The 19,366-nt window shown below is 69.8% G+C and carries 18 protein-coding genes; 8 read left to right on the top strand and 10 right to left on the bottom strand.

Going from position 1 to position 19,366, the window contains the following annotated elements; all coding sequences use genetic code 11:
* Window positions 1-19 precede the first annotated feature (19 nt).
* Genes K340_RS26830 through K340_RS0102015 form a run of 5 tightly spaced genes read left to right on the top strand, consistent with a single transcriptional unit; the run spans window position 20 to window position 5,396 of the window.
* Complete coding sequence (locus K340_RS26830) at window positions 20-643, top strand: DUF4956 domain-containing protein (protein ID WP_051264807.1); 624 nt, start codon at window positions 20-22, stop codon at window positions 641-643.
* Complete coding sequence (locus K340_RS26835) at window positions 640-1,524, top strand: polyphosphate polymerase domain-containing protein (protein WP_084613925.1); 885 nt, start codon at window positions 640-642, stop codon at window positions 1,522-1,524. Before K340_RS26830 ends, K340_RS26835 begins: the two co-directional genes overlap by 4 nt.
* The gene (locus tag K340_RS26840; protein ID WP_037362211.1) at window positions 1,521-3,416 is read left to right on the top strand and encodes a carbohydrate-binding domain-containing protein; all 1,896 of its coding nucleotides are present in this window, start codon (window positions 1,521-1,523) and stop codon (window positions 3,414-3,416) included. Before K340_RS26835 ends, K340_RS26840 begins: the two co-directional genes overlap by 4 nt.
* A 34-nt stretch (window positions 3,417-3,450) precedes the next feature.
* On the top strand, window positions 3,451-4,782 hold the full coding sequence (locus K340_RS0102010; RefSeq protein WP_051264810.1) for a nicotinate phosphoribosyltransferase: 1,332 nt from the start codon (window positions 3,451-3,453) through the stop codon (window positions 4,780-4,782).
* The gene (locus tag K340_RS0102015) at window positions 4,779-5,396 is read left to right on the top strand and encodes an isochorismatase family protein (protein ID WP_051264811.1); all 618 of its coding nucleotides are present in this window, start codon (window positions 4,779-4,781) and stop codon (window positions 5,394-5,396) included. Before K340_RS0102010 ends, K340_RS0102015 begins: the two co-directional genes overlap by 4 nt.
* A 72-nt stretch (window positions 5,397-5,468) precedes the next feature.
* Here K340_RS0102015 and thpR read toward each other — a convergent pair whose 3' ends face one another.
* Window positions 5,469-6,017, bottom strand: coding sequence for an RNA 2',3'-cyclic phosphodiesterase (gene thpR / locus K340_RS0102020; protein ID WP_029135473.1), 549 nt, complete (start codon window positions 6,015-6,017; stop codon window positions 5,469-5,471).
* Window positions 6,014-8,248, bottom strand: coding sequence for a S9 family peptidase (locus tag K340_RS0102025; RefSeq protein ID WP_245599402.1), 2,235 nt, complete (start codon window positions 8,246-8,248; stop codon window positions 6,014-6,016). The genes thpR and K340_RS0102025 overlap by 4 nt, the downstream gene beginning before the upstream one ends.
* Window positions 8,249-8,387: 139 nt before the next feature.
* On the opposite strand from K340_RS0102025, the gene K340_RS0102030 reads away from it, so the two are divergent.
* Window positions 8,388-8,786: a hypothetical protein gene (locus K340_RS0102030; protein ID WP_154674021.1), complete on the top strand. Its 399-nt coding sequence runs from the start codon at window positions 8,388-8,390 to the stop codon at window positions 8,784-8,786.
* 11 nt (window positions 8,787-8,797) lie between these two features.
* On the opposite strand, the gene K340_RS0102035 is transcribed toward K340_RS0102030, so the two are convergent.
* Together K340_RS0102035 and K340_RS0102040 are read right to left on the bottom strand one after the other, a co-directional pair.
* Window positions 8,798-9,670 carry a peptidyl-tRNA hydrolase gene (locus K340_RS0102035; protein ID WP_245599403.1) on the bottom strand — a complete coding sequence of 291 codons (873 nt, stop codon included), beginning with the start codon at window positions 9,668-9,670 and terminating at the stop codon, window positions 8,798-8,800.
* A 12-nt stretch (window positions 9,671-9,682) separates the two neighbouring features.
* On the bottom strand, window positions 9,683-10,969 hold the full coding sequence (locus tag K340_RS0102040) for an MFS transporter (protein WP_084613926.1): 1,287 nt from the start codon (window positions 10,967-10,969) through the stop codon (window positions 9,683-9,685).
* A gap of 98 nt (window positions 10,970-11,067) precedes the next feature.
* Here K340_RS0102040 and K340_RS0102045 point away from each other — a divergent pair, with 98 nt between their 5' ends.
* Window positions 11,068-12,123 carry a LacI family DNA-binding transcriptional regulator gene (locus K340_RS0102045; protein WP_037362214.1) on the top strand — a complete coding sequence of 352 codons (1,056 nt, stop codon included), beginning with the start codon at window positions 11,068-11,070 and terminating at the stop codon, window positions 12,121-12,123.
* Between the two features lie 134 nt (window positions 12,124-12,257).
* On the opposite strand, the gene serB is transcribed toward K340_RS0102045, so the two are convergent.
* Entirely contained in the window at window positions 12,258-13,457 is a 1,200-nt protein-coding gene (gene serB, locus K340_RS0102050) for a phosphoserine phosphatase SerB (protein WP_037362215.1), read from the bottom strand.
* 38 nt (window positions 13,458-13,495) lie between these two features.
* On the bottom strand, window positions 13,496-15,235 hold the full coding sequence (ctaD, locus tag K340_RS0102055) for an aa3-type cytochrome oxidase subunit I (protein WP_029135480.1): 1,740 nt from the start codon (window positions 15,233-15,235) through the stop codon (window positions 13,496-13,498).
* Window positions 15,236-15,433: 198 nt separating this feature from the next.
* Between ctaD and K340_RS0102060 the strand changes: the two genes are divergently transcribed.
* Window positions 15,434-16,087 carry a tetratricopeptide repeat protein gene (locus K340_RS0102060; RefSeq protein ID WP_037362218.1) on the top strand — a complete coding sequence of 218 codons (654 nt, stop codon included), beginning with the start codon at window positions 15,434-15,436 and terminating at the stop codon, window positions 16,085-16,087.
* Window positions 16,088-16,095: 8 nt separating this feature from the next.
* Here the strand turns inward: K340_RS0102060 and K340_RS0102065 are convergent, their stop codons facing one another.
* The 4 genes from K340_RS0102065 to K340_RS26845 form a co-directional block, all read right to left on the bottom strand.
* On the bottom strand, window positions 16,096-17,901 hold the full coding sequence (locus K340_RS0102065; RefSeq protein ID WP_037362220.1) for a gamma-glutamyltransferase family protein: 1,806 nt from the start codon (window positions 17,899-17,901) through the stop codon (window positions 16,096-16,098).
* Window positions 17,901-18,218 (bottom strand): DUF202 domain-containing protein, encoded by a 318-nt coding sequence (locus K340_RS0102070; protein WP_037362221.1) that lies wholly within the window; start codon window positions 18,216-18,218, stop codon window positions 17,901-17,903. The genes K340_RS0102065 and K340_RS0102070 overlap by 1 nt, the downstream gene beginning before the upstream one ends.
* A 1-nt stretch (window position 18,219) precedes the next feature.
* The gene (locus tag K340_RS0102075) at window positions 18,220-18,615 is read right to left on the bottom strand and encodes a YidH family protein (RefSeq protein ID WP_154674022.1); all 396 of its coding nucleotides are present in this window, start codon (window positions 18,613-18,615) and stop codon (window positions 18,220-18,222) included.
* A 153-nt stretch (window positions 18,616-18,768) separates the two neighbouring features.
* Window positions 18,769-19,335, bottom strand: coding sequence for a Chromate resistance protein ChrB (locus K340_RS26845; protein WP_037362222.1), 567 nt, complete (start codon window positions 19,333-19,335; stop codon window positions 18,769-18,771).
* Window positions 19,336-19,366: the final 31 nt, after the last annotated feature.

Raw genomic sequence — 19,366 nt, forward strand, 5'->3', positions numbered from 1 at the left:
AACCCGAAAGGAACACCCCGTGAACTTTGCGCTTCTGCTCGCGCTCGACATCGTGGCGATCGCCCTGTTGATCGCCGTCTACTTCCGCCGCCACCGCCGTCGGGACCTGGTGGTCTCCTACCTCTGCGTGAACGTCGGAGTACTCGCGGTGACGCAGGTGCTCGCCGACAGCGGGGTCGGCGCCGGCCTCGGACTCGGTCTGTTCGGAGTGCTCTCGATCATCCGGCTGCGCTCCTCGGAGATCGCGCAGCATGAGGTCGCCTACTACTTCGCCGCCCTGACCATCGGCCTGCTGGCCGGGTTCGGCAGCGCAGATTGGTTGCCGCTGCTGCTGATCGCGCTGATCGTTGCGGTGATGTACGTCGGGGATCACCCGCGGCTGCTGCGGCAGTATCGGCAGCAGGTGGTGATCTGCGACCGCGCGATCGCCGACGAACAGGAGCTGGCGGCGTACCTGTCGGAGTTGCTCGGCGGCACCGTTGCCAGCCTGACGGTGCAGCGGCTCGACCTGGTGAACGACACCACGACCGTCGACGTCCGCTATCGGCGGACGTCCGATGTGCGCTCGCCGCACGGCATTCCGGCCACCCGGCAAACGGCCCCGGCGGAGCGTCGGCAGAGCTGGGACGGACTCGCGTCGTGACCACCGATAGCGACCTGCTGGCTGGACTGGCACCGATCGACCTGGCCGAGATCGCCGAAATCGCCGGCCTGCAGACCCGGGTCGACCGCAAGTACCTGGTACCGGCATCGGTGGTGGACACCGTATTGACCAACGTCGCCGGCGCAGCACGGGTGCTGGACATCGACGGGAATCGCCGGTCGACCTACTTGTCGACCTACTTCGACACGCCGGACCTGCGCAGCTACCGGCATACCGCACAGCGGCGGCGACGCCGGTTCAAGGTCCGGACCCGGCGATATGACGACACGGCGCAGTGCTTCCTGGAGGTGAAGACCCGTGGCGGGCGCGGAGCGACGGTCAAGAACCGCATCGAACACCCGATGGACGCGGCGGAGTCTCTCACCTCCGACGCCGTGGAATACGTCGGACACCAGCTGGCCGACGCCGGCGTCCGCGAACGGGATGCCATCGCCCTGCTGCCGACATTGCAGACGTCTTACCACAGAAGCACTCTGTATCTGCCGGACAACGGCGCCAGGGCGACCATCGATCACGACCTGACCTGGATCGGCCCGGACGGCCGGCGCGTCGGCGTCACCGACCTGGTGGTGGTCGAGACGAAATCGGGCGGCCGGGCATCGAGCTTCGACCGGCTGCTCTGGGCGGCCGGCCATCGGCCGACCCGGATCTCGAAATACGGCACCGGCATGGCGGTACTGCACCCGGGGCTACCGGCGAACAAGTGGCATCGCGTCCTGGCCCGGGTGCGACCCGCGCTGATCCAGCACCCGCCGACCATCCCCACCGCATCAACCACTGTCACCGCATCAACCACTGTCACCGCATCAACCACTGTCACCGCATCAACCACTGTCACTGAATCAAGGAGCATCCGATGAATGTCACCCGTCTACGCCGCGCACTGGTCGCGGCGTCCGCAGCGACGGTTCTCGCCGTGGCCGGATGCTCGGCCGGCGGTGACACCGGGACGGCAGCAGCCGCTTCTGGTTCCGGATCTGCCGCAGCGACGGCCACCGCGACCACCCTGGCGGCGGCGGCGGCCCCCACCGACGTGCTGGCGGACGACGAATCGCCGGAACCCGTCGACACCGACTACGACGCAACGGATACCGTGAGCATCACGCTGAGCGGGAGCACCGCCTCCTCCGACGACGACGGCGTCACCATCGACGGGTCCACCGTCACTATCACCAAGGCCGGTACCTACCTGCTGAAGGGCACGTTGACCGACGGCCAGATCGTCGTCGATACCGCCGATGCCGACGCGGTGCGCCTGGTCCTGGACGGCGTCGATATCGCCAGCAGCACTTCCGCGGCGATCGCCATTACCTCGGCCGAGCAGGCAGCGGTGATCCTGGCCGATGGTTCCGAGAATGCTCTCAGCGACACCGACAGCTACGCCGAGGACGCAGATGTGAACGCGGCGCTCTTCTCGTCGGCGGACCTCACCATCGGCGGCACCGGCTCGTTGTCGGTGTCCGGCAACGGTAACGACGGCATCGCCAGCAAGGACGGGTTGGTGATCGAGTCGGGCACGATCACCGTGAAGGCCGCCGACGACGCGATCCGCGGCAAGGATCACCTGGTGATCAACGGCGGCACCGTCAGCGCCACCGGCGGCGGCGACGGGCTCAAGGCAGACAACGACACCGACACCGATCGCGGGTACGTCTGGATCGCCGGCGGAAGCGTCACGGTGACCGCCGGCGACGACGGGATCGACGCGCAGACCGACGTGGCGATCACCGGCGGCACCCTGAAGATCACCACCGGCGGCGGCCATTCGGCCACCGTGGCAGACGACGCGTCACCGAAGGGGATCAGCGCCGAGAACTACATCGGCATCGCCGGTGGCACCGTGACCGTCGATGCCGCCGACGACGCGATCAACTCGGCCGGCTCGGTGCACCTGGGCGGGGGCACCGTCACGCTGGCAACCGGCGACGACGCCGTCCATGCCGACGCGGAGCTGCTGATCGACGGCGGGGAGCTGACGGTCTCGGCATCCAACGAGGGACTGGAGAGCGCTCTGATCACCGTCGCCGAGGGTGAGGTGGACGTCACCTCGTCGGACGACGCGCTGAACGTCTCGGACGGGTCCGGCTCGGCGGATGCCGCCGGCGGCGGCATGGGAGGTGGCGGCGACCAGGCCATCGACGGACTGCTGGTGACGATCAGCGGTGGGACCGTCGTGCTCAACTCCGAGGGTGACGGCCTCGATTCCAACGGCGATGCGACCATCACCGGCGGCACCGTAGTGGTGAACGGGCCGACCAACGGAGGCAACGGCGCGCTCGACGTGAACGGCACCTTCACCATCGCCGGCGGCACGCTGGCCGCGGCCGGCAGCGCCGGAATGGCGGTCTCCCCACAGGGATCCGGTTCCCAGGCCGTGGTGTCGGCCACCCTGGAGTCGTCGGTTCCCGGCGGGACCGTTGTGCAACTCGTCGGCCCGGACGGCGCGGCGGTCGCCACGTTCACCACCTCCAAGGAGAGCCAGTCGCTGGTGTTCTCCTCCCCCGACATCACCGACGGCACCGAGTACGCCGTGTACACCGGCGGCACCGCCTCCGGCTCCGACATCGGCGGGCTCGCTGCCGGCGGGTCGACCACCGGGGGCAGCAAGCTGGCCACTGCCACCGCCACCCAGCAGGCGCAGGGCGGGATGGGCGGTCGCGGCGGTGGGATGGGCGGTCCCGGCGGTGGGATGGGCGGCGAACCGCCCACCGATCAAGTGCCACCGACCGACCCGGCTCAGCCGACCGGCTGAGCCCGGGCCGGCCGTAGGCTCTACGCTTGCCGCCATGACGCAGCCGTCCACCACGGTTCCCGGGTCCGCCGTCGTTCCCGGTTCGACCGCCCTGCTCACCGATCACTACGAGCTCACCATGCTGCAGGCCGCGCTGGCCGACGGCACCGCCGACCGGGTGTGCAGTTTCGAACTGTTCGCCCGGCGGCTGCCGGGCGGCCGACGCTACGGCGTGGTGGCCGGCACCGGCCGGTTCCTGGACGCGCTGGACGCGTTCGTCTTCGGTGACGCCGAGCTCGCCCGACTCGAGCCGGTGCTGGATCGCCGCACCCTCGACTACCTGGCCGACTACCGCTTCGACGGCGACATCGTCGGCTATCCGGAAGGCGAGTTGTTCTTCCCCGGCAGCCCGGTGCTGTCGGTGACCGGCAGCTTCGCGGCGGCCGTCATTCTGGAGACGTTGGCGCTGTCGGTGTTCAACCACGACTGCGCGATCGCCGCCGCCGCCGCCCGGATGTCCAGCTCGGCCGGCGACCGGACGCTGATCGAGATGGGCTCCCGGCGGGCGCACGAGGAGGCCGCGGTGGCCAGCGCCAGGGCGGCCTACCTGGCCGGCTTCGACTCCACCTCGAACCTGGAGGCAGGGCGGCGGTACGGCATCCCGACCGGCGGGACCGCCGCCCACTCCTTCACCTTGCTGCACGACACCGAGGAGCAGGCCTTTGCCGCTCAGGTCGCCTCGCTCGGCACCGGCACCACGTTGCTGGTCGACACCTACGACATCACCAAGGGCATCGCGAACGCGATCAAGGCCGCCGGGAGCTCCCTGGGCGCGATCCGGATCGACTCCGGCGATCTCGGCGTGCTGGCCCGGTCGGCGCGGGACCAACTGGATGCGTTGGGCGCCAAGCAGACCCGCATCGTGCTGTCCGGCGATCTGGACGAGTACGCGATCGCCGCGCTGCGGGCCGAGCCGGTCGACGTGTACGGCGTAGGAACGTCGGTGGTGACCGGATCGGGGGCACCCACCGCCGGCATGGTCTACAAGCTGGTCGAGGTGGACGGCCGTCCGGTGGAGAAGCGCAGCGAGAACAAGGCTTCGATGGGCGGCCGGAAGTCGGCACTGCGACGGCACCGGTCGACCGGGACGGCCACCGAGGAAGTGGTGTACCTGTACGGCCGGGAGCCCGCGGACGACGGTCACGACCTGCCGCTGCACGTACCACTGGTGCGGGCCGGCGACCGGGTAGACGGCCTGCCGAATCTGGTGGAGTCCCGCCGGCACCTGAAGCGGGCGTTGATCACCCTGCCCTGGGAGGGGCTGAAACTGTCCAAGGGCGATCCGGCGATCCCCACCACGTTCCTGCTGCCGGGCCACGCGTCATGACGGCGACCGGCCGCGCCGACACCGGCTATTCCGGCGCCGACGCGCTGATCGTGGTCGACATGCAGCGCGACTTCGCCGATCCGGCCGGCTCGTTGTACGTCGATGGCGGCGAACAGACGATCGCCCCGATAGCGGCCGAGATCGCCGCGGCCAAGGCCGCCGGCGCCACCGTGGTGTTCACCCAGGACTGGCATCCGGAGCACACACCGCATTTCGCGATCGACGGCGGCATTTGGCCGGTGCACTGCGTAATGGGCACGCCTGGCGCCGACCTGGTGCCCGGTCTGCTGCCCGCCGGCGAACAGCCGGAACATGTGGTGCGCAAGGGGTCCGGCCCGGAGGACGGCTACTCGGGGTTCTCTGTATTGGACATTCCGACCGGCGAGCGCAAGGGCACCGAGCTGCAGACTCTGCTGGATCGGGACGGGGTGCGCAAGATCGTGGTGGTGGGGCTGGCCGGCGACTGGTGTGTGAAGGCCACCGCGATCGACGGTGCCGAGATCGGCTACCAGGTCACGGTTCCACTCGCGCTGACCCGGTTCGTCGAGCTGGAGCCGGGTGACGGCGAACGAGCGGTGGCCGCCATGCGGGAGGCCGGCGTCACCCTCGCCTGATGGTCACCGCCTGAAGGTCACCCCCGGACCCGTCACCGCCCGAGTCACCGGCACAGGGTGACCATCCGACCGTCACTGCCGAAATGGTGCGCTCTCGATCCACTCATGCAGCGGACCGCCGCCCCGGCCCTTGCCGAGCTGGGACGAGTACAGTTCGACGCTCTCCGCCACCCACTCAGGCCCGGCGTAGACCGCCAGCGCGTGCACGATGGTGGCCAGATCCGTTCCGTGCGACCGTCTTGACGGCCGGGCGACCGTCAGGTGCGCGCGGTGGACGTCCCTCGGGTCGGCGTACTCCATCCGGCTGCCGGCGGCCATCAAGTCGGCGAGTGGTTCGGTGTCGCCGGCCACCCCCGTCCAGAGTGTCCGACCGGCGAAGGTGCCGGCGCCGCGCATTGCGAGGCGCAACGGGTCGAACCCCTCGGTCAACCGCACAAGTTCCCTGGCAACCTCGCCGACGGCGCCGCTGGGCACCTCTGGGAAAAAGGCAACGGTGATGTGCAGTTGCTCGTCCGGCGCCCACCGGAGCTGACCGCCGATCCCGTTGCGGTGCACCGACAGTGCCAGGTTCAGGTGTTCCAGCACTTGGGCCGGCGGCCGGATCGCCGCGAACAGCCTCACCGCCCGTCCCGCTGCTGCCCGGATCGTTCGACCAGCGCCCGCCGAAGGAAATCGACCTGCAGGTTCAGCAGGTTCTCGGCGACAACCTCCTGCGGCGTCATGTGGGTGACCCCGGTCAACGGCAGCACCGAGTGCGGCCGGCCGGCGGCCAGCAGCGCGGATGAGAGGCGCAGCGTGTGCGCGACCACCACATTGTCGTCGACCATCCCGTGCAGGATCAGCAGCGGCCGGTTCGGCGGCACCGGATCCGACGGCACCGTACCCGGCAACGCCGCCCCGGAGACCAGGTCCGGCAACGAGTTCCGTCGGTACACCTCCGGCTGCTGCGCCGGGTGCCCGAGGTAGCGCTCGGTGTAGAAGGTGTCGTACAGCTCCCAGTCGGTGACCGGTGCACCGGCCACCGCGGCGTGGAACACGTCCGGCCGGGCCAGCACCGCCAGCGCCGACAGGTAACCGCCGTACGACCAGCCAAGGATGCCGACCCGGCCGGGGTCGATGTCGTCGGGATACTGCTGCGCGACGGCGGCCAGCGCATCGACCTGGTCGGCCAGGGTGACCGAGGCGAACTCGTCGCGGATCGCCTTCTCCCAGCTCGGCGAGCGCCCCGGCGTGCCGCGCCCGTCGGCGACGATGACGCAGAACCCTTGATCGGCAAGGTATTGCGGCTGCAGGAAGCCGCGCCGATGTTGCAGGACCAACTGGACGTGCGGCCCGCCGTAGGGCGCCATCAGCACCGGGAGCCGGGCCGACCCGGCGATGTGATTGCGCGGGAACAACACCGCCGTGGACAGCTCTCGCTCCCCCGTCCGCAGCAGGGTCACCTGCGGGACGAAACCGGCGGACTCGGCGGTCCGGCTCAGTGTCCCGACCCCGCGGCCGCCGGCCAGCACCGTGACCCGACTGCCGTCGGCCTCCAGCGTGCTGCTGCTGATCACCAGGGTGTCGCCGGCGCACACCCCATGGTGCACACCGGGTCCGCTGCTCAGCACGGTGACGCCACCGTCCCAGCCGACGCGCAGCAGTTCGACGCTGGTCGGATCGGCGGCCGACGCCTGCACCAGCGCACCGGCGCCGTCCACCGACAGCACCGCCCGGATCTGTACGCCGGGCGGGCTCAGCGGCGCCCCGTCCAGCACGAGCCGCCGGGTATCGGTGTTGCGGTCGTCGACGGTGGTCAGCAACCGACCGTCCGGTGCCAGGCAGGGCACCCCGGCGACCAGTTCCAGCCAGATCTCATCGTCCTGTTCGGCGAGCAGCCGTGCGGTTCGCGACGTCGGTTCGGGTCCGGCCGGCATCCCCGGGCGGTCCCGCTGGGCGAGATGCGGTTGCACGACCCGGGCGCGTCGCTGGTCCCGGCTCAGCACCTGCACCACCGGGTCGTCACCGGTCCAAGACACCCGGGTCAGGTAGGGGAATTCTTCGGAAGTTGCCGCCACCGGCCACTTCCCACCGTCGAGCGTGAGGTGCCACAGCGACACCTCGGCATCCGCGCTGCCGGCCACCGGATAGCGATGCGGCGTCGGCGGCCGGGCCGGGTCCGCCGGGTCGGCCAGGTACCACAGCGGCACCGGTGCCACGTCGTACCGCTCGACCAGCAAGGACGTCCCGTCCGGCGCCCACCAGTAGCCGCGGAACCGGTCCATCTCCTCGGCGGCGACGAACTCGGCCTGGCCCCAGACCACCGTTTCGGTCTCCGGCTCGACCAGCGCCCGGTCGCCGCGCCCGTCGACGCCGATCACCCGCAGCGCGCCGTCGGCGGCATAGGCGACGGTCCGCCCGGTCGGGTCGATCCGGGGATCGATGACGGCGCCGGCGGTCGGCAGTTCGGTGCACCTGCCCGAGGCCAGCTCACACATCCAGACCGCGCCGGACAGCGCGAACGCGGCAAGCGTTCCGGCGTCGTCAACCGTGTAGCCGACCACCCCGCCGGCCGACTCGCGCGCCCGTTCCCGCCGGGCACGTTCCTGCGGCGAAAGCTGTTCGCCGTCAGCCCCGAGCAGTTCCCGCGGGTCCGCCAGGACCCGTTCGGTGCCGGTGGCGACGTCGAACTCGCGCAGCTCACCGGTCCGGTCGGTGCCGGTGTCGGTGCGCACGAACAGCACCTTCGAGCCGTCCGCAGTGACGGTGACGTTCCGCGGCTCGCCCAAGGTGAAGCGCAGCGTCCGGGCGGACAGCCTGGGGAAGGACAGGTCAGCGAGGGTGTCGGGCGCGGCCGAATCTGCAGTCGTCACGGTAGACGATGCTGCCATGTTCGCTCAGGCAGCGGTGGGCAGCGCCCGGCGGCCACCGGGAACCAAAGGCGTCCCCCTTGCATCTGAAGCGGCAACCAAGCACTCTTCGTGCTGAGACGCCCCCACAAAGGAGACATTCGTGACAAGTCCCACCGGCCGGCCCGCCTCACCGTCAGCAGCCCAGCAAACACCGGTCTCGATCCGCAACCTATGGTCCGACACGCCCACCGGATACAAGGGCGGGATCGTGGTCGCCGTCATCGCCTGGTTCCTCAGCCTCAGCACGAGCACGGTGAACAAGCTCAACGGCGTTGTCACCTGTCAGTACTTCGATCTGGCGAAGGTCGGCGGCGGGGCGCTGGTGCTCTTTCTTGCCGTCGGCGGTTTCGTGGCGAACGCCAGGGCCGGCCGCCGAGCCCTGCCAACGGGGTTGTCCGTGCTGATCGCGGTGGTGCTCATCGCAGTGGGGGCGCTCCTGGTCGTCCGTGGGCTCGGTCTCGTGATGAGCCCGTGCCAGTCGCTGACGACTCCCGCCTGACCGCAGCGGCTTCAGTTTCGCGGTGCCCGCGCGATCACGGTCACCGTGCCCGGCGCGATCTCGGTGAAGCCGGCGTCGCGGACGGCGAGCAGACCCTCGTCAGCCCAGGCAGTTTCCGGTGTGGCGAGCCGCGCCTGCAGGGCGCCGTACTGATCGACGTCGGCCCGTCGCACCACCGCCGGGCAGCCCGCCGCGGCCCAGGCCCGCAGTGCCGGCGGCGCGCTGCCGGCCAGCAGCGCGGCGGCGATCATGCCGGCATGACCGGTCTGCGCCATCTGCTTACCGGCGGTCATCGGCGGATCGACGGGCACGAACAGCGCCAGCACCGGAGCCGGCGGGGCCGCGACCGGATCGTCCACCGGCAGTTCGGTGCCGCCCACCTGCAGCTTGCTGATCCGCTTGTCCAGCTCGGCCACCCGGCCGGGCAGCATCGCCCGAACCTGGGTATCACCGTCGATCAGGGTCAGTCCCGGCAGCTCGGCGGTCGCCTCCCACTGCGCACCGCGACCACGGCGGGTCACCTTGCGGATGTGGCCCGCACAGTAGGCCGACACCGCATCGAACCACTCGCCGCCCGGTTCGCTGCGCGGGTCGAGACAGATGGCCGCGGACAACGTCGCGGACATCGCCAGCGCCCGGTGCCAGCTCGGATTCGCCGTCCGCTCGAGCCGCAGCAGCAACTGCAGGGCCCGGATGTCCTCGGCAGCCTCGTCCCGGTCGGCCAGCACCTGCTGCTCGTCGAGCCCGAGCCAGTGCGCGTACCTGGCCCGCAACGGCGCCAGCGCAGTACCGGTCGGCGCCGCGGCACCGGCAGGAACGACCGGGGCCTGCGGAGCAGCCGGAGCCCCGGTCCGGATCGGTGGCGGCAAGCCGTCGTCAGTCACCCGATCAGCATGTCACCGGCCGGTCGGCGCGACCCCGGCGCGGTCGGTGCCGGCCGGGGCGACGACCCGATGCCGTTCCCTGGCGGCCGGCGCCGCGAACACCGCGGCCGCGATCAGCACCATCACCACGATCAACGCGTTGAGCAGGCCGACGTGCTCGCCGAGCAGGCCGAGGCCGGGCGGACCCACCAGGAAGGCCAGGTAGCCGATGGTGGCCACCGCGCTCACCCTGGCGGCGGCATTGCGCGGATCGTCCGCGGCCGCCGACATGCCGACCGGGAATCCGAGCGATGCGCCCAGGCCCCACAGCACGGTGCCGATCACCGCCGCCCAGATGAACGGCACGAAGATCACCAGCGCCAAACCGAGCAGCGCGGTGACCGCCGTGGCGCGCAGCACCGGCACCCGACCGAACCGATCCAGCGCGAAGACGCCGGCCACCCGGCCGACCGTCATCGCGGCGACGAAGACCGCGTAGATCAGCGCGCCGGTGGCCTTGCTGGTGCCCCGGTCGTCCACCATGCCCAACGCCAGCCAGTCGCCGGCCGATCCCTCGGCGAACGCCATGCCCAGCACGATCAGGCCGATCAGCAACGTGCCCGGCTGCTTCCAGACGGCCAGGCGTTGCCGCCAGCCGCCGTCCTGCACCTCGTCCTGCGCTGCCTCCTCATCGGAAACGCCGAGCGACTCCGGCTGAACCTGCGGCAACGCCCACAGCGCCGCCACCATCGCCACCACGGCGATCGCGATCAGGTGCCAGACCACCGGGACGTGCGCCCGCTCGGCGAGTGCACCGAGGCCGGCGCCGGCCACCGTGCCGAGGCTGAACAGGGCATGGAACAGCGGCATCAGAGTGCGGCCCATCACCCGCTCGTTGGCGGCCCCGGACAGGTTCATCGCCACGTCGTTGGTGCTGGTGCCGAGGCCGAACATCAACAGCCCCAACAGGATCAGCGGGTAGCTCGGGGCAATCGACCCGAGGCCGACCACCACCAGACCGGCCAGCATCACGGTCAGCACGATGTACATGGTGCGTTTCGCGCCGATCCGCGCGATCACGTGGCTGGACAGCGCCAGACCGATCATCGACCCGACGGACAGCCCGACGATCAGCATGCCCATCTTGAAGGTGCTGGCGCCCAGGCTGTCCCGGACCGCCGGGATCCTGGCCAGCCAGCTGGCGATACTGATCCCGCAGATGAAGAAGATCACGAAGATGGCCATCGTCCATTGCCGGCCCTGCTGACGGGTCAGCCGGCCGTTGGCGACGGTGTCCGCAGTGGTGGCGGACGAAACCATGGGCGCTCCTCGCGGGTGATTCGACAAGGGTCCGCCGGTGGGCCCGTTGCTGCCAGTCGAATCGATTCGATCGAATCGATTCGAGTACGATAACACGCATGGTGGCAGCAAGTATCTCCGGACAACGGGTGACGTTGGCCGCGGTGGCCCGGACCGCCGGCGTCTCGGTGTCCACCGCGTCGCTGGCCTTCTCCGGCCTCGGGCCGGTGTCCGACGCCACCCGGGACAAGGTGCTGGCGGCCGCCGACACCCTCGGCTACTCGGGACCGGATCCGCGGGCCCGCTCGCTGCGACAGGGTCGTTCGGGGGTGGTCGGCATGTTGGTGGAGAACAGTGTGATCCGGGCGTTCCGCGACCCGGTGAACGTCGGCATGGTGGACGGCGTCGCCGAGGTACTCGGCGACGCCGGGGCCGGCGTGCTGCTGCTCACCGACGCCCCGCATGCCAGGTCCGCGTTCGACAATGCCGCGATGGACGGGATGGTGCTCTCCGGGTGCAGCCCCCTGGTGGCCGAACTGTTGGAGTCGTTGCGGCGCAGGCACATCCCCACCGTCCTGCTCGGTTCCCGGGCCAGGCCGGGAGTACCGGCCGTCGACGTGGACAATCTCACCGCGACAGAACAGCTCGCCCGTCGGCTGGCCGAACTCGGTCACCGGCAGGCTGCCACGGTGACGCTGCCACTGGATGCCGCCGGCACGCAGTTCGTCAGCCCCGCGCTGTTGGCCGGCGCCGGCGGCGACACCGCCGCCGACCGGCTGCGCGGATTCTGGTCGGTGTTCCCGACCGGGGTCGCCCTGGCCGCCACCGACAGCACCGTCGAGGAGGGCGAACGCATCGGCCGGCTGTTGCTGGATCGGGTCGACCGGCCCACCGCCGTGGTCGCCCAGAGCGACCTACTGGCCGCCGGGGTGGTCCGAGCCGCCGAGGGCCTCGGCCTGGCCGTACCGACGGACCTGAGCGTTGTGGGCTTCGATGGCATCGAACTGCAGACCTTCACCAGCCATGCGCTCACCACCATGCGCCAGCCGATGCAGGACAAGGGCCGGACCGCCGCCCGCACCGTGCTGCGGCTGATCGAGGGCGGCCGCCCTCGCTCGGTCACCCTTGACTGCGAGTTCGTCCCCGGCACCACCATCGCTCCCCCGCCCCCATGAGGGCGCTTATCAACATCGCAGGCGCTTCTGAAGTCGCATGAATCGGGGCGGGAGTGACGTGAGTCAACTACTTCGCAAGCGCATGGGAAGTTGATAAGCGCCGGCACCCGGGGTTCAACGCTGGCACCCGGGAGTCAGGGCAGCGGGACGCGGCGGAGCGAGCCGTCGGCGGCGTCGGCGGCCTCCACGTCGGCCCGGCTGATGCCCAGGATGAACAGCACCGGGTCCAGGAAGGGCTGGTTCAGCGTGGTGTCGGCATGCTCGGCGACCACCGGCTTCGCATTGAAAGCGATACCCAACCCGGCGGTGGACAGCATGTCGATGTCGTTGGCGCCGTCGCCGACCGCCACGGTCTGCGCCAATGGGATGTCGAACTCGGCCGCGAAGCGCTCGAGGGCCCTGGCCTTGCCCGGCCGGTCGACGATCTCCCCGACCACGTTCCCGGTGAGCCGGCCGTCGACCACCTCCAAGGTGTTCGCCGCGATGAAGTCCAGGCTCAGGTTCTCCACCAGATGCCGGGCCACCTGGGTGAACCCGCCGGAGACGATGCCGCATCGGTAGCCGAGTCGCTTCAGGGTGCGGATGGTGGTCCGGGCGCCCGGCGTCAGTTCCAGTGAGGCGGCCACCTCGTCCAGCACCGCGGCATCCAACCCGGCCAGCATCGCCACCCTGGCCCGCAGCGACTCGGCGAAGTCCAGCTCGCCACGCATCGCGGCCGCGGTGATCTCCTCCACCTTCGACCTGGTACCGGTGTGGTCGGCGAGCATCTCGATCACCTCGCCGGTGATCAGCGTCGAGTCGACGTCGAAGACGATCAGCCGTTTGGTCCGGCGCTCCAGCCCGGCCCGCTGCACGGCGATGTCGACGCCGGTGGCCTTGCCGGTCTCGGCCACCGCCGACCGCAGGGCGGCATCGTCGGGCGCCGAGACGGTCAGTTCGAGTCCGGTCACCGGATAGTCGGCGATCCGCTTGATGCCGTCGATGTTGACGCCCAGTGCCCCGAACCGCCGAGTCAGCGCGCCGATGGTGCCGGCCTGCAGCCCGCGGGCCATCACCAGCACCACGTGGGTGACCGGTTCCCGGTCGTCGGACACAGCGGCGCCGATCGCCACCCTGACGTTCATCGCGATGGTGGCCATTGCCTGCTCGATGCGTTCCTGCAGGGCCTCGGCGTCGCCGGCGGTCTCGACCAGCACGCCGAGGGTCAGCGCGCCGCGGATCACCACCTGCTCGACATCGACCACATCGACCCGATGCCGGTTGAGGACGGCAAAGAGCACGCCGGTGACGCCCGGCTTGTCCGGGCCGGTGACGGTGACCAGCACCGGTGTCATGACGGTTCCTCCGGCCGTGGCGGCCCTTTCGACCGCCGCTAGTGGCTGGACGGGATCTTCAGTTCGTCGCTGGACTCGACCTCGTCGAGCCCCTTCCACCCACGGTGCGGATGTGCCTCGCTGCGCATTCGTTCAGCCATGTGTGGGTGGTGCAGTTCGAAAGCCGGGCGCTCGGAGCGGATCCGGGGCAGCGAGGTGAAGTTGTGCCGCGGCGGCGGGGAACTTGTCGCCCACTCCAGCGAGTTGCCGTAGCCCCACGGATCGTCGGCGGTGGTCACCTCGCCGTGCCGCCAGGACTTGATGATGTTCCAGATGAACGGCAGCGTCGAGGCGCCCAGGACGAAGGCGCCGATCGAGGAGAAGCCGTTCAGCCAGGTGAAGCCGTCGGTCGGTAAGTAATCCGGGTAGCGCCTGGGCATGCCCATGTTGCCCAGCCAGTGCTGCACCAGGAACGTCATGTGGAAGCCGACGAAGGTGGTCCAGAAATGGAACTTCCCCAGGCGCTCGTCCAGGAACCTGCCGGTGAACTTCGGGAACCAGAAATAGATGCCCGAATAGGTGGCGAACACGATGGTGCCGAACAGCACGTAGTGGAAATGCGCCACCACGAAATAGGAATCGGACACCTGGAAGTCCAGCGCCGGGGCCGCCAGGATCACCCCAGTCAGACCACCGAACAGGAAGGTGACCAGGAACCCGCAGGCAAAGAGCATGGGTGTCTCGAAGGACAGTTGCCCGCGCCACATGGTGCCGATCCAGTTGATGAACTTCAGCCCCGTCGGAATGGCGATGAGGAACGTCATGAAGCTGAAGAACGGCAGCAGAACACTGCCGGTGGCGAACATGTGGTGCGCCCACACCGCGATCGACAGCGCGGCGATGGACAGCGTCGCGTAGACCAGACCGCGGTAGCCGAACACGGGTTTTCGGGAGAACACCGGGAACACTTCCGAGACGATCCCGAAGAACGGGATCGCGATGATGTAGACCTCGGGATGACCGAAGAACCAGAACAAGTGCTGATAGAGGATGGCTCCGCCGTTGGCCGGGTCGAATACGTGCGAGCCGAAGTGTCTATCGGCGGCCAGCCCGAGCAGCGCCGCGGTCAGGATCGGGAACGCCAGCAGCACCAGGATCGAGGTGACCAGGATGTTCCAGGTGAAGATCGGCAGCCGCCACATCGTCATCCCCGGGCAGCGCAGGCAGATCACCGTGGTGATCATGTTGACCGCGCCGAGGATGGTGCCGAGCCCGGACAGCGCCAGGCCCATGATCCACAGGTCGCCGCCGACCTGCGGCGAGTTCTCGATGTTCGACAGCGGCACGTAGGCGGTCCAGCCGAACGCGGCGGCACCACCGGGGGTGACGAACCCCAGCATCGCAATGAGCGCGCCGAAAAGATAGAACCAGTAGGACAGGGCGTTCAGCCGGGGAAAGGCGACGTCGGGGGCGCCGATCTGCAGCGGAAGCACCAGGTTCGCGAAACCGAACACGATCGGCGTCGCGTAGAACAGCAGCATGATCGTGCCGTGCATGGTGAACAGCTGGTTGAACTGCTCCAGCGACAGGAAATCCAGCCCCGGCCTGGCCAGCTCCGCCCGCATCAACAGCGCCAGCAGGCCGCCGATCATGAAGAACGAGAACGAGGTGACGACGTACATCATGCCGAGGACCTTCGGGTCCGTCGTCTTCAGATAGCCGAGGAACTTCGACCCCTTCGGCGCGCGCTGCACCGGGTAGGGGCGGGTCACCACGGGACGTGGAGCGACGGCTGTCACGAGGTGACCTCCTGCATGTCGGTGCTCGGGCTGGAACGTCAGTGCTGTCGTGGGAACACACTGCCGTGCGCACACACTGTCCTACATTCAGCAGTCGCGCTGCGGGCGGACCCTTGGCGCGACATCGGTGAGCTTAGTCCGACAGAGCGTAGAACGCTCCCCCCGGGTAGGAGTGTCGCCCGATCTACCCTTGGCGCCATGTCCGATGACGTGTCCGACGACTCCGTCCTGGATCCAGCCGTGCTGGACGACCTTTGGGACTTCGACGATCCAGCCGGCAGCGAGGGCCGACTTCGGGCCGCGGCCGCCGGCGCAACCGGCTCGGCCGCCGCCGAACTGACCACCCAGGTCGCCAGGGCACTGGGCCTGCAGGAACGCTTCTCCTCCGCCGACGAACTGCTGGCCACCCTCGGCGATCATCCGTCACCACTGGTCCGCGCCCGGAGGGCCCTGGAGGCCGGCCGGGTACGGCGGAGCGCGGGTGACCAGGCGGCCTCGGTGCCGCAGTTCGAGGCGGCCCTGGCGCTGGCCACCGAAGCCGGGGACGACTACCTGCGGGTCGATACCATGCACATGCTGGCCCTTGTCGACCCGGCCGGCGGCGACTCGTGGACCGACCGTGCGCTCACCGCGGCCGAGGCGGCGGCCGACCCGCGGACCAGGCGGTGGGCCGGGGCGCTGCACAACAATCGCGGCTGGGACCACTACGACCAGCAGCGCTACCCGCAGGCGCTGGCCGACTTCGAGCAGGCGCTGGAGGTCTATCGCCGGTACGGCAGTGCCGACCAGGTGCGGTTCGCCGAGCAGGCGGTCGCCGAGGCCCGGACGGCGCTGCAGAGCAACGGCGGCTGACGTCGCCGTCAGCGGCCGACGGCGTACCCCTGCATGCCGCGCGGGTTCGCGCCCGCCCGCAGCACCGCACCGGCGCTGCGCGGTTCGAGCGAGACCGCGCTCATCCGGCCCAGTGACCAGGGCCCGGAGCGGACCACCAGGTGACCCCGCCGCTTTAGCTCGGCGATCACCGGCTCGCCGAGCCGGTCCTCGACGATCAACTGCCCGGGGAAGGCCTCTCGCGGATAGAACGAACTCGGGAAGTGGGTGGAGTGGAACGAGGGTGCGTCGATCGCCTGCTGCAGATTGAGGCCGCCGAGCACGTGGTTCAGGAAGAAGCCGACCTGCCACTGGTCCTGCTGGTCGCCGCCCGGGGTGCCGAAGGCCAGCCGGCGCCCGTCGGTGTGCACCGCCAGGCTGGACGACAGAGTGGTCCGTGGCCGGCGGCCGGGCGTCAGCGTGGTCGGCAGGCCGGGTTCCAGGGTGGTCATCTGCAACCGGGTGCCGAGCGGGAAGCCCAGCTCCGGGATCAGCGGTGACGACTGCAGCCAACCGCCGCTCGGGGTGGCGGCGACCATCGTGCCGAACCGGTCGACCACGCTGACGTGGCAGGTGTCGCCCTTGGTTTCGCCGGTCCGCGACACCGTCGGTTCGCCGGTGGTGCCGCCGGCCGGGACGCCCTGCTGCGCGACCCAGGTCGGCAGCCGGGGCTGACGACCATCCGGCGAGCCGGGCCGCAACTCCAGCGACGCGGTGTCGCCGATCAGGCCCCGGCGGGCCACCGCATATTCGACCGACAGCAGCTGCTCCAGCGGCACCGCCGGCAGGTCCGGCGCCGGGTCGCCATACCAGGCGTCCCGGTCGGCGAACGCCAGTTTCGCCGCCTCGGTGATCGAGTGCACCCAGCCGGCGGACCCGGGCGGGTCCCGCACCGGGTCGAGCCCGTCGAGCAGCCGGAGTTGTTGCAGCAGTACCGGTCCTTGTCCCCAGCCGGCGGATTTGGCCACGGTCCAGCCGTGGAAGTCGACGGTCGCCGCGGTCTCGTAGCCCGGCCGGAAGCCGGCCAGGTCTTCGGCGGTCAGCAGGCCCGGGTACCGGCCACCGAGCCCGTCGGCCTGCTCGGCGGCGCAGAACGCGTCGATCGCCTCGGCGACGAACCCGGACGACCAGGCGTGCAGCGCGGCATCGATGGCCTGTTCCCTGGTCGCGCCCGTCGGCGCCGCGCCGAGCAGTCGCCGGTAGGTGTCGGCCTGGGTCGGGTTGGTCAGGAATCCGCCGGCGGTCACCGGCGTGCCGCCCGGCAGGTAGTGGGCCGCGGAGCCGGCCCACTGGCCGGCGAACAGCTCGGCCACCTTGGCGACTGTGTTGGCGATGTTCGGCAGGATCGGAAAACCCGTTGTCGCGTAATGGATCGCGTACTTCAACACGTCGTCGAGCGAGCGCGTGCCGTGGTCCCGCAGCAGCGTCAGCCAGGCCACCGTCGAGCCGGGGATCGCGGCGGCCGCGGTCCCGGAGCCGGGGACCCGGTCAAGGCCGCGCTCCGTCATCGCCGCGGGGGTGGCTGCCGTCGGCGCCGGGCCCTGCCCGCAGAGCACCACCGGCACGGCGTCGTCCTTCGCGTACAGCAGGGTCATGTCGCCGCCCGGGCCGTTGAGGTGCGGTTCCACCACCTGCAGGGTGAACCCGGCGGCCACCGCTGCATCGATCGCCGTCCCGCCGGCCTCCAGTTCGGCCATCGCCGCGGCCGACGCCAGGTAGTGGGTGGACGAGACCATGCCGAAGGTGCCGGCGAGCTCGGGACGGGTGGTGAAGGGCGGGGTGGCTGCGGTTGGCATCAGACAAGAATGGACCACACCGCGATGGCCGCCGGCAGCAGGGACAGCCCGGCCAGCACCAACCCTTGGCGATGGTTCAACACCGTCCGGCCGGCGGCCAGCGACCGGGTGACCACCAGGTACCGGCGCCCGCCGTAGACCCAGCAGCCGACCGCGATCAGCAGCATCAGCAGACCCGGCAGTCGATCGACCATGGCCAGGTCACTGCGGCCGATGTGCAGTTCAAGAGCACCGATCACCGCCAGCGCCAACGAGGTGCGGGCCCAGGAGAGCCGGGTGCGCTCGGCCTGCATTCCGGAGTCATGGATCTTCGGCACGTCAACCACCGCTGATCAGCAGCACCACGAACACCGCGACGGCGATCACCGCCACGCCGTAGGCCAGGATCATCGTCAACGGAGTGGGACGCAGTGCCTCACCGAGCCGCATCGACCGTTCGTTGAGATACCAGCGCCGGTGACTGGCGGCCGCCATCACCACCGACAGCGCTATCAGCACGCAGCCCAGCACCAGGCGCACCCAGCGCTCCCCCAGCGCCGGGGCAAGTTGGACGACCGCGACACCGCCGGCGATCAGGGCCAACGAGGTGCGGATCCAGGCCAGGAAGGTGCGCTCGTTGGCCAAGGTGAATCGGTAGTCGGGGTCCGTGCCGATGTCCTGCAGCCGGGCGCGGCCAGGGTCACTGGGGCGGTCGGGACCGGCTGGAGTACTCATCATCGATGACGGTAATCGCTGCCGGTCCCGACTCACCACGTTCAGTGCAGCGAAATCCGGATCACCTGTGCGGGCTTCGTAACCGGCAATCTCGATACAACGGCGAGTGGTGATGCCGGCGTCGCCCGGGCGGTCACCGGCCCCGGCGGCCGGCTATTCCGTCTCCTCGCCCTGACCGGAGCGCTGGTAGACGTCGTTCTCGAAGTCCTCCAGCAGCACAGCACACTCGGCCACCTTCGCTTCGGCGAGCGCCCGGCCAGGTGCCGACATCCAGTCCCTGGCAATCACCTTGGCCAACCAGCGCCGCAGCTTCTCCAGGTCCTGGCCGATCTCCTCCGTCTCCTCGAAGGTGTAGTTCTGCCGGAACCGCTCGAACTCGATCTCCTTGAAGAACTTGGTCTCGCACTCCTCGACGATCTCGGCGTAGTCCTTCTCCGAGCCCGCAATGAAACCGTCCACCAACTGCTGACGCTCACTCGGCTCGAGATCGGTGAGTACTGCGAAGAAACTCGTCCCGTCGAGTTCGGCGATCTTCGCCCTGATGGCCGACAACGACTCCCGCACATCGTCGACGTCGGGGAGCACGCAGACCGCCTGCTGCAGGTACAGCGCTCCGAGGCGGCGCAGGTCGCGCCAGACGGCGACCCTGGCCCTGGACGACTTCGACGGAACACGATAGGTCAGCAGGAGCCAGCGTCGATCGTCTCCAGGGGCGTCCATCGACTCATGCTAGCCAACGGTTGACATCTCG

This window comes from Nakamurella lactea DSM 19367 (assembly GCF_000426645.1).
Lineage (GTDB): Bacteria > Actinomycetota > Actinomycetes > Mycobacteriales > Nakamurellaceae > Nakamurella > Nakamurella lactea.